Origin of the sequence: Mesorhizobium sp. B2-3-6 (assembly GCF_006442305.1) — a bacterium.
Classification (GTDB): Bacteria; Pseudomonadota; Alphaproteobacteria; order Rhizobiales; family Rhizobiaceae; genus Mesorhizobium.
This window is the reverse complement of sequence record NZ_VFVW01000005.1, coordinates 425,382-433,283: the sequence shown is the minus strand read 5'-3', so window position 1 is coordinate 433,283 and position 7,902 is coordinate 425,382. Positions and strand designations below refer to the sequence as shown.

Here is a 7,902-nt window from a genome sequence, read left to right as displayed (position 1 = left end):
GTGAACCGCTTCGACGCCAAAACAGAAGCGGACAGATCATGTGCTACCAAACCGGACAACTTGATTAGCTACCGACAGGTTTGCAGGCATTTCCGGGCGGAAAAGCGCACCGTCGGCCAGCTATTGGCGAGAGGCTTTGACCTTAGCCAGCCGGTCGCGCAGGAATTTTGATCGTGAACTTCTATCTTGGCGCCGGCTGCCGCGATGGCGGCCATCAAAAGCATCAGCAGCAAAGCGCATGGCAAACGCAGGCCGAACCGCCCACCGTTCGGTCGTTTGCCGACATTCCGCCTGTCTACGGCGCGGGCGAGCCGGCTTGCATCAGCCGGCGCGCATCGGCTTCAGCGCCTCGCTCCAGCGCAGCAACTCCTCCAGCATGGTTCTTGCCCCGCCCTGCACCTGCTCGCTCGCTTCGAAGGAGCCATCGGTTCCCAGCAGCTTCTGATACAGCGGCAGCGCGATGCCTTCCGGAACCGGCATGACGCCGACGGAGGTCAGCAGCGGCTTGAGCGCCTGTGCCGCGCGCAGGCCACCGGAAACGCCGCCATAGCTGAAGATGGCGGCGGGCTTGTATTTCCATTCGCGCGAGAGATAGTCGATCGCGTTCACGATGGCCGGTGCGACGAAGTAATTATATTCCGGTGCCACGAAGACGAAAGCGTCGGCGGCATCGACGGCCTTCGACCAGGCCTTGGTATGATCGTTCAGGTAGTTGCCGAGCCTGGGATGGTGCGGCTCGTCCAGCACCGGCAGATCGAAGGCGGCGATGTCGGTCAGCACCGGTTCGAATTTGCCGTGCTCGCGCGCGAACCGCTCCAGCCAGTGAGCGAAAACCGGCCCGGCCCGGCCCGGGCGGGTGCTGCCGATGATGATGTTCAACTGGTGCTTCAAGGCGGGCTCCTTCGATTGACGGTATCTGTTGGTGACTGTGACCTACGGCAGAGCGCCGTCATGGACAAGACCGCGCCGTTTGGCGAGCGGTCACAATCAGATGATGGGAGCATCGCTCCGTCCCTTCGGGGGCACGGGCTTTTATCGTCAGGCCACATGGACGCGCCGTGCGTCAGTCACTACATCGAACGGAGGCAAGGACTAGCGCGACGCGCTTGCCAGCGGAGCAGCCATGGACACTCAGCCCGCCCCCTTCGTTCCGCCGGCGCCGAGGCCGCGCACATCGCCGCCCTCGACGCTGGAGATGATGCGCATCGTCTACCGCAACCCGCTCGAGCTGTGGGGAGAGCCGACCTACAACGAGCCCTGGATCTCGGTGAACGGCGTCGGTGGACCGCTGGTCATCGCCAATGACCCGGGGCTCATTCGCCATGTCCTGGTCGACAATGCCAGGAACTACAAGATGGCGACGGTGCGCCAGCTCATCCTGCGGCCGATCCTGCGCGACGGCTTGCTGACGGCCGAAGGCGAGGTCTGGAAGCGTTCGCGCAAGGCGATGGCGCCGGTGTTCACGCCGCGTCACATCTTTGGTTTCGCGGGACCGATGCTCAAGCGCACGCTTGAATTCGCCTCCCGCTACGAGGATGGCGGCATCTCCGACATTGCCCACGACATGACGCTGCTGACCTACGACATCCTGGCCGAGACGCTGTTCTCCGGGGAAATCGCGGGGGAGCCGGGCAGTTTCGCCAAGGAGATCGACCGGCTGTTCGAGACCATGGGCCGCGTCGATCCGCTAGACCTGCTGCGCGCGCCCGAATGGCTGCCGCGGCTTACCCGCATCCGCGGCCGCAAGACCATGGCCTATTTCCGCAAGATCGTCAGCAATACGGTCAAGATACGCGAACAGAGACTCAGGCGCGATGCCGATGCCGTGCCGCAGGATTTCCTGACCCTCCTGCTCAAGGCCGAGGGGCCGGACGGGCTGACACGCTCGGAAGTCGAGGACAACATCATCACCTTCATCGGTGCCGGCCATGAGACCACGGCGCGAGCCTTGGGCTGGACGCTCTATTGCCTGGCCGAGGCGCCATGGGAGCGGGAAAAGATCGAGCGCGAGATCGATGCCGTGCTGGCGCGCGAGCCCGATCCGACCAGATGGCTGGACGCCATGCCGCTCACCCGCGCCGCCTTCGACGAGGCGCTCAGGCTCTATCCGCCGGCGCCGTCGATCAACCGCGAGCCGATCGAGCCGGAGAACTGGAGGGATCTCCACATCCCGGGGCGCGCGGCCGTGCTGGTCATGCCTTGGGTCGTCCACCGTCACAGGAAGCTGTGGGACAGGCCGGACGCGTTCATGCCGGAGCGGTTCCATCCGGGCAACCGCGAAAAGATCGACCGCTTTCAGTATCTGCCGTTCGGCGCCGGGCCGCGCGTCTGCATCGGCGCCAGCTTCGCCATGCAGGAAGCGATCATCGCGCTCGCCGTCCTGCTGTCGCGTTTCCGCTTCGATTCCATCGCGCAAACCAGGCCGTGGCCGGTCCAGAAGCTGACCACCCAGCCGCAAGGCGGGCTGCCCATGCGGATCACTTCGCGCCTGTAATCGCCCGCCGTCGGCCTATGTTCAGACCGCCGGTTTGCGCTGGAACTGGCCGGCCGCGCGAAAACGCCAGAGATAGCTTGGCAGGATCGTGCCGAGCGCCTGCGGCTGGATGCCGAGGCCGGCAAGCGTGCGGTTGGCCCTGGCGGCCTCCTCCGACACGACATTATGCTCGCGCAATTGCAGCACCTGGTCCTTGGTCAGCAGCGGGTTGGGCAAGAGGCCCAGGATCGACGCCTGCAGGTTCGCCACCCACCACGGCACCGGAACCAGTAGGCGCTTGCGCTCGATCACCGCGAGCATTTCCTGCATGCTTTCCTTGAAAGTAAGCACCTGCGGGCCGCCAAGCTCGTAGATCTGACCGCCCTTGACCTTGCCATCGACCGAGCGCGCCACCGCTTCGGCGACGTCGCCGACATAGACCAGCTGGAACTTGGTGTGGCCGCCGCCGATCAGCGGCAGTGCCGGCGAATAACGCGCCATGTTGGCGAAGCGGTTGAAGAAACTATCTTCCGGTCCGAAATTGATCGACGGCCGCAGGATCACGGCGTCCTTGATCGTCTCCAGAACGGCCTTTTCACCAAGCGCCTTGGTGCGTGCATAGTTGGATGCGGCTTCCAGGTCGGCGCCCAGGGCCGAAATATGGGTCAGGCCGGCGCCCGCTGCGCGTGCCGCTTCGGCCACGGCGCGAGCGCCGAATTCGTGCACGGCCGTGAATTTCTGCCGCCCGCTCTCATGCAGCACGGCAACCAGGTTGACGACATGATCGGCGCCCTGCACGGCGCGATCGACCGACCAGCGCACGCGCACATTGGCCTGCACGGGCTGGATCTGGCCGACATTGCCGAGCGGCTGCAAATGGCCGGCGAGATCGGGCCGGCGGCAGGCGACCCTGATGCGATAGCCGCGCTTGGCCAAGGCCCGCACCACGTGGCGGCCGACAAAGCCCGACCCGCCGAAAATGACGACGAGCTTGGGGGTCTGCAGGATTTCGGTCATGGCTGGCTCCGGCGCTCGAAAGCTTGGCTGAAGCCGTTTCATAATCCGTTTCGCGTCAAACGCAAAGGGTGACGCGTCGTCGCTGTGAAGCGGCTTTCCCAGGAAAAACAGCTTGGGAATTGCATCAGGACAAATGCGCTTCAGAACGCCTTGCCTGACGCAGAAAACCCCGCCGAGGCGGGGTTTTCCGGATGACATCCATGCGAAGCCAGGGGCCGACGGAGCGGCCTGACCTGAGACGGTATCAGGAGGGCGTGAAGCAAGTACGCCCACCCCAGCCCTGGACATCCGACATGGTGCCACCGACCTTCTTGCAGGCCGCGATGAAATCGGTGCTGCAACTGGCGAATTTCGCGTGACCGTTCTTGCAATAGTGGTCCTCGGTAGCGCCGCCGCCCGGCGCGGCAATGACGCCTGGACTGGACGGCTTGACCGGCGCGGCCTTCAGGTTGGCCGCCTGGGTCGCGCCCATGAACGAGCCGAGGAGAAGGACTGCGGTCAGAATGGTTGTCTTGGTGCTGGTCATGGTGGTATCCTTTCATTGAGGTTGGGCTTTCCGGGACGCGAAGGGCATGCCTTGGCGTGGAGCAGGTTTCGATGTGACTTGCTGTTCCCCCGGTCTGAATCGGGCAAGCTCATCCTGCCCTGGACAGGCATTGGTCGCCCCGACGCTCGAAAAGGTTCAGACCGCGCGCGAAAAAAACACGCATGGCCATGCCGCGGGCAGGCGCCGGCAGCTGATGAGCTGAAAAGAAGAATTTATTTCAGGCCGAATAGCGCTCGGCGAATTCGGAAATGCGCTGCACCACGGCCTTGGAGACCTTGATGCCCCGTGCCGCGGCCTTCTCCGCCGCCTCGGCCCGGGAGCGGCCCGGTATGTGCACGCCGTAGCGCCGGCGCAGCCGGTCGAGCTGATCCTTCATCCGCTGCTCGAAATCCGGATCGAGCAGCTTGGGCTCGACGGCCAGCACGAACAGGCCGGTGCCGGGATTGTCCGGGCCGCCGGTGAACCAGGGCGCATCGAGCGACCAGTTTGCCCCCGACAGACCCGCCGCCAGCACCTCGACCATCAGCGCGATGTTGGCGCCGCGCTGGCCACCGAAGGCGAGCATGGCCCCCTTCATGGCTGCGGCCGGATCTGTAGTGGGATTGCCGCTGGCATCGAGCGCCCAGCCTTCGGGGATCTTCTTGCCGTCCTCGGCCGCCTTGCGGATATTGACGAAGGCGGTGGCGCTCGATGACTGGTCGATGACCAGCGGCGGGCCGTCGGCGGCGGGTGCGGCGAAGGACATCGGGTTGGTGCAATAGACCGGCTTGACCGAGCCCGAACCGGCAAGCACGGCGGGACCGTTGGTGGCGGCGAAGGAGACCAGCCCCTGCGCTGCCAGCCTTCCGGTAAAGTAGCCGAGGGCGCCGCATGTATAGGCATTCTTCTGCGAAAAGATGGCGACGCCGAACAGTCTTGCCGCCTTGGCGAGCTCGTCGAGCGTGCGGTCGAAGCCGGTATGCGCCAGCCCGCCTTGCGCATCGGAAAGATAGACTGCGAGCGCCGGCCGGGTGATCACCGGCTCGGCATTGCCGTCGATGCGGCCGGTCTCCAGCGCTTCGAGATAGTCGATGAAATGCGACAATCCGACGGTCGAGAGTCCTTCTGCCTCGGCCGATATGATCGAGGCGGTGAGCGATTGCGCCGCTTCCTCGTTGGCGCCCGCACCCAGCGCCGCCATGCGGCACAGCCCGGTTGCCTGTTCGAGACTGAGTTGCATGGCGACTGCCTTTAGTGAGTGGTGAGTGGTGAGTAGTGAGTAGTCAGCAATGGGTGGTGGCGGCTAGCCACTTCCTACTCACCAATCCCTACTCACTAGGTCCCTAGCCGATCTTGTTCGGAATCCGCGCCTCGATCCTGCCGAAGGCGAAGACCAGAATGCCGGTGATCGCCATATAGATCAAGGCAAGCAGCAGCAAGGGCTCATAGGTGAGGTAAGTGTCCTGTCTGACCTTCGACGAAACGGCGAAGATGTCGATGACGCTGATGGTCGCCACCAGCGGCGTCGATTTCAGCTGCAGCACGGTTTCCCCCGTCAGCGTCGGCAGCGCCCGGTAGAAGGCCTGCGGCAGCCAGATACGCCGGAAGATCTTCCAGCGGCTCATGCCGAACGCACGTGCGGCTTCGAGCTGCCCCTTCGGCACGCCGGCAAAGGCGCCGCGCATCACTTCGCCCTCGTAGCCCGCGAATGAGAGCGTCAGCGCCAGGACGGCATAAGGCCATGCCTGCCTGAGATAGGGCCACATCCAGGATTCGCGGATCCACGGATATTGCGGAAACAACGAACCCAGCCCGTAGTAGAGCAGCCACAGCTGTAACAGCAGCGGCGTTCCCCTGATGACGGTGCAGAAGACCTTCGCCGGCGCCGCGAACCAGATCGGGCCGCCAGCCTGTGCCAATCCGACCGGCACCGCGATCAGGAAGCCCAACAGGCAGGTGACGGCCAGGATCCACAGCGCGCGCCAGATGCCGAGCAGGGCCAGGCCGTAATATTGCGGCAGCCAGTCCCAGCGCATGAAGAACGCAGCGGACAGCACCAGCCCCAGCGCAATCAGGATCAGCACGATGCGATGCGGTTGCAGCCAGAGCGAGGCGCGAGCCGCGCTGTTGATGATGGCCGCTTCGCTCGCCATCAGCGCGCCTCCTTGATCGACGGCATGCCGCGCCGCGCCCATTTCTCGACGCGACCAAGGACGAGGTTCGAAAACAGCGTCACGGCCAGATAGAGCATGCCGGCCGCGAGATAGAATATCAGGTAGGCCTTGGTGACGCCCGCCGCCTGCCGCGTCGCCAACGTCAGTTCGAAGAAACCGACCACGGCCAGCAGCGCCGTATCCTTGGTGGCGATCAGCCAGAGATTGGCGAGACCCGGAATGGCGAAGGGCAGCATTGCCGGCAACGTGATGCGCCGCAAGAGAAGGCCGGGAGACATGCCGTAAGCGCGGGCGGCTTCGATCTGGCCTTGCGGGACGGCAAGGATGGCGCCGCGTATGACCTCGGTCGAGTAGGCGCCCTGGACGAAACCGAGCACCGCGATGCCGGCCACCAGCCCGCTGATGTCGACCCGCTGATAGCCCATGGCGGTCAGCATCTGGTTTATCAGGTCGGTACCGGCGTAGTAGAGGAGCAGGATCAGCACCAGTTCCGGTACCGCGCGCACGATGGTCGTGTAGACCGCCAGCAGGTCGCGCACCACGGGGCCGCCATAAAGCTTGCCATAGGCACCGCCGGTTCCGATCAACAGTCCGACGATCGTGGCGCCGACGGCGATCTCAAGCGAATGCAGCAGCCCAAGCATGAGCGTCCCGCCCCAGCCGACGGGCGCGGGCGACAGGAGTTCGATGATGCCGGCCGCAGAGGCCGGAAGAAATGAATCGATCAGCTTCGCCCCCGGATTGCTGGCTCAATCCGCCGGCGCAAGCCGCCGGCGGCAAGGGTGCGTGGGAAAGGTCGGGTTGGAGGACTTGGCGTCAGTGCCTTGTCTTCCAGCCCATGCGATGGTCGTCAGTCCGACTGCGTGGCACCGCCGCGTCAGTCCGGCTGCATGGCATCGCCACGTCAGTTCGACTGCGCGCCGCTGCCACCATATATGTCGAAATCGAAGTATTTCTTCGAGATCTCGTCATACTTGCCATTGGCGCGGATCGCCTTGATGCCGGCGTTGATCTTTTCCTTCAGCTCGGTGTCTTCCTTGCGCACGCCGGCGCCAACGCCCGGTCCGAGCACTTCGTCGTCCGGAGCCACCATGCCCTTCAGGTCGCAGCAGGCTTTGCCCTGGTCGGTCTTGAGGAACTCGCCAAGCGCGATGGAATCGGCCTGCACCGCATCGAGGCGCCCGGCGGCAAGGTCGTTGTTGGCCTCGTCCTGCGTCTGGTACTCCTTGATCTCGGATGCCGTGGCGCCGAAATGCTTCTTGGCGTAGACGGCATGCACGGTCGATACCTGGACGCCCAGGATCTTGCCCTTGAGATCGTCCGGCGCGGAGCCGAATTTCTGGTCCTTCGGTCCGATGATCGCCGTCGGCGTGTTGTAGTACTTATCCGAGAAGTCGATCGTCTTCTTGCGTTCGTCGGTGATCGACATCGAAGAGACGATAAGGTCGATCTTCTTGGTGGTCAGCGCCGGGATGATGCCGTCCCAGGCGACGGGCGTGATGACGCAGTCGAGCTTCTCCTCGGCGCAGACGGCGTCGATGAACTCGATCTCCCAGCCGACCCATTTGCCCGAAGCATCCGGCGAGGTGAACGGCGGATACGGCTCGGCGGCGATGCCGATCTTGACCGGATCGGCCTTGGCCACGCCGATGGCGGCGACGCCGAGCAGCAGCGCTGCGGCGAACGTCTTCAGAACAGTCTTCATTTTACGA

General features: G+C 64.2%; 8 protein-coding genes. 1 reads left to right on the top strand and 7 read right to left on the bottom strand.

Annotated features, from left to right (window positions below):
- Positions 1-321: 321 nt before the first annotated feature.
- The gene (locus FJ953_RS18015) at positions 322-891 is read right to left on the bottom strand and encodes an NADPH-dependent FMN reductase (RefSeq protein WP_140497272.1); all 570 of its coding nucleotides are present in this window, start codon (positions 889-891) and stop codon (positions 322-324) included.
- Between the two features lie 232 nt (positions 892-1,123).
- Here FJ953_RS18015 and FJ953_RS18010 point away from each other — a divergent pair, with 232 nt between their 5' ends.
- The gene (locus tag FJ953_RS18010; RefSeq protein WP_140512865.1) at positions 1,124-2,494 is read left to right on the top strand and encodes a cytochrome P450; all 1,371 of its coding nucleotides are present in this window, start codon (positions 1,124-1,126) and stop codon (positions 2,492-2,494) included.
- Between the two features lie 21 nt (positions 2,495-2,515).
- On the opposite strand, the gene FJ953_RS18005 is transcribed toward FJ953_RS18010, so the two are convergent.
- The 6 genes from FJ953_RS18005 to FJ953_RS17980 form a co-directional block, all read right to left on the bottom strand.
- Complete coding sequence (locus FJ953_RS18005; protein ID WP_140559777.1) at positions 2,516-3,490, bottom strand: complex I NDUFA9 subunit family protein; 975 nt, start codon at positions 3,488-3,490, stop codon at positions 2,516-2,518.
- A gap of 244 nt (positions 3,491-3,734) precedes the next feature.
- The gene (locus tag FJ953_RS18000) at positions 3,735-4,016 is read right to left on the bottom strand and encodes a hypothetical protein (protein ID WP_140556914.1); all 282 of its coding nucleotides are present in this window, start codon (positions 4,014-4,016) and stop codon (positions 3,735-3,737) included.
- A 238-nt stretch (positions 4,017-4,254) separates the two neighbouring features.
- Positions 4,255-5,256 (bottom strand): Ldh family oxidoreductase, encoded by a 1,002-nt coding sequence (locus tag FJ953_RS17995; RefSeq protein ID WP_140624913.1) that lies wholly within the window; start codon positions 5,254-5,256, stop codon positions 4,255-4,257.
- 103 nt (positions 5,257-5,359) lie between these two features.
- The gene (locus FJ953_RS17990) at positions 5,360-6,169 is read right to left on the bottom strand and encodes an ABC transporter permease (RefSeq protein WP_140497262.1); all 810 of its coding nucleotides are present in this window, start codon (positions 6,167-6,169) and stop codon (positions 5,360-5,362) included.
- Positions 6,169-6,834, bottom strand: a complete 666-nt coding sequence (locus FJ953_RS17985) for an ABC transporter permease (RefSeq protein WP_140497260.1) — start codon at positions 6,832-6,834, stop codon at positions 6,169-6,171. Before FJ953_RS17985 ends, FJ953_RS17990 begins: the two co-directional genes overlap by 1 nt.
- Positions 6,835-7,094: 260 nt before the next feature.
- Positions 7,095-7,895: a transporter substrate-binding domain-containing protein gene (locus FJ953_RS17980; RefSeq protein ID WP_140559775.1), complete on the bottom strand. Its 801-nt coding sequence runs from the start codon at positions 7,893-7,895 to the stop codon at positions 7,095-7,097.
- Between the last annotated feature and the right edge of the window lie 7 nt (positions 7,896-7,902).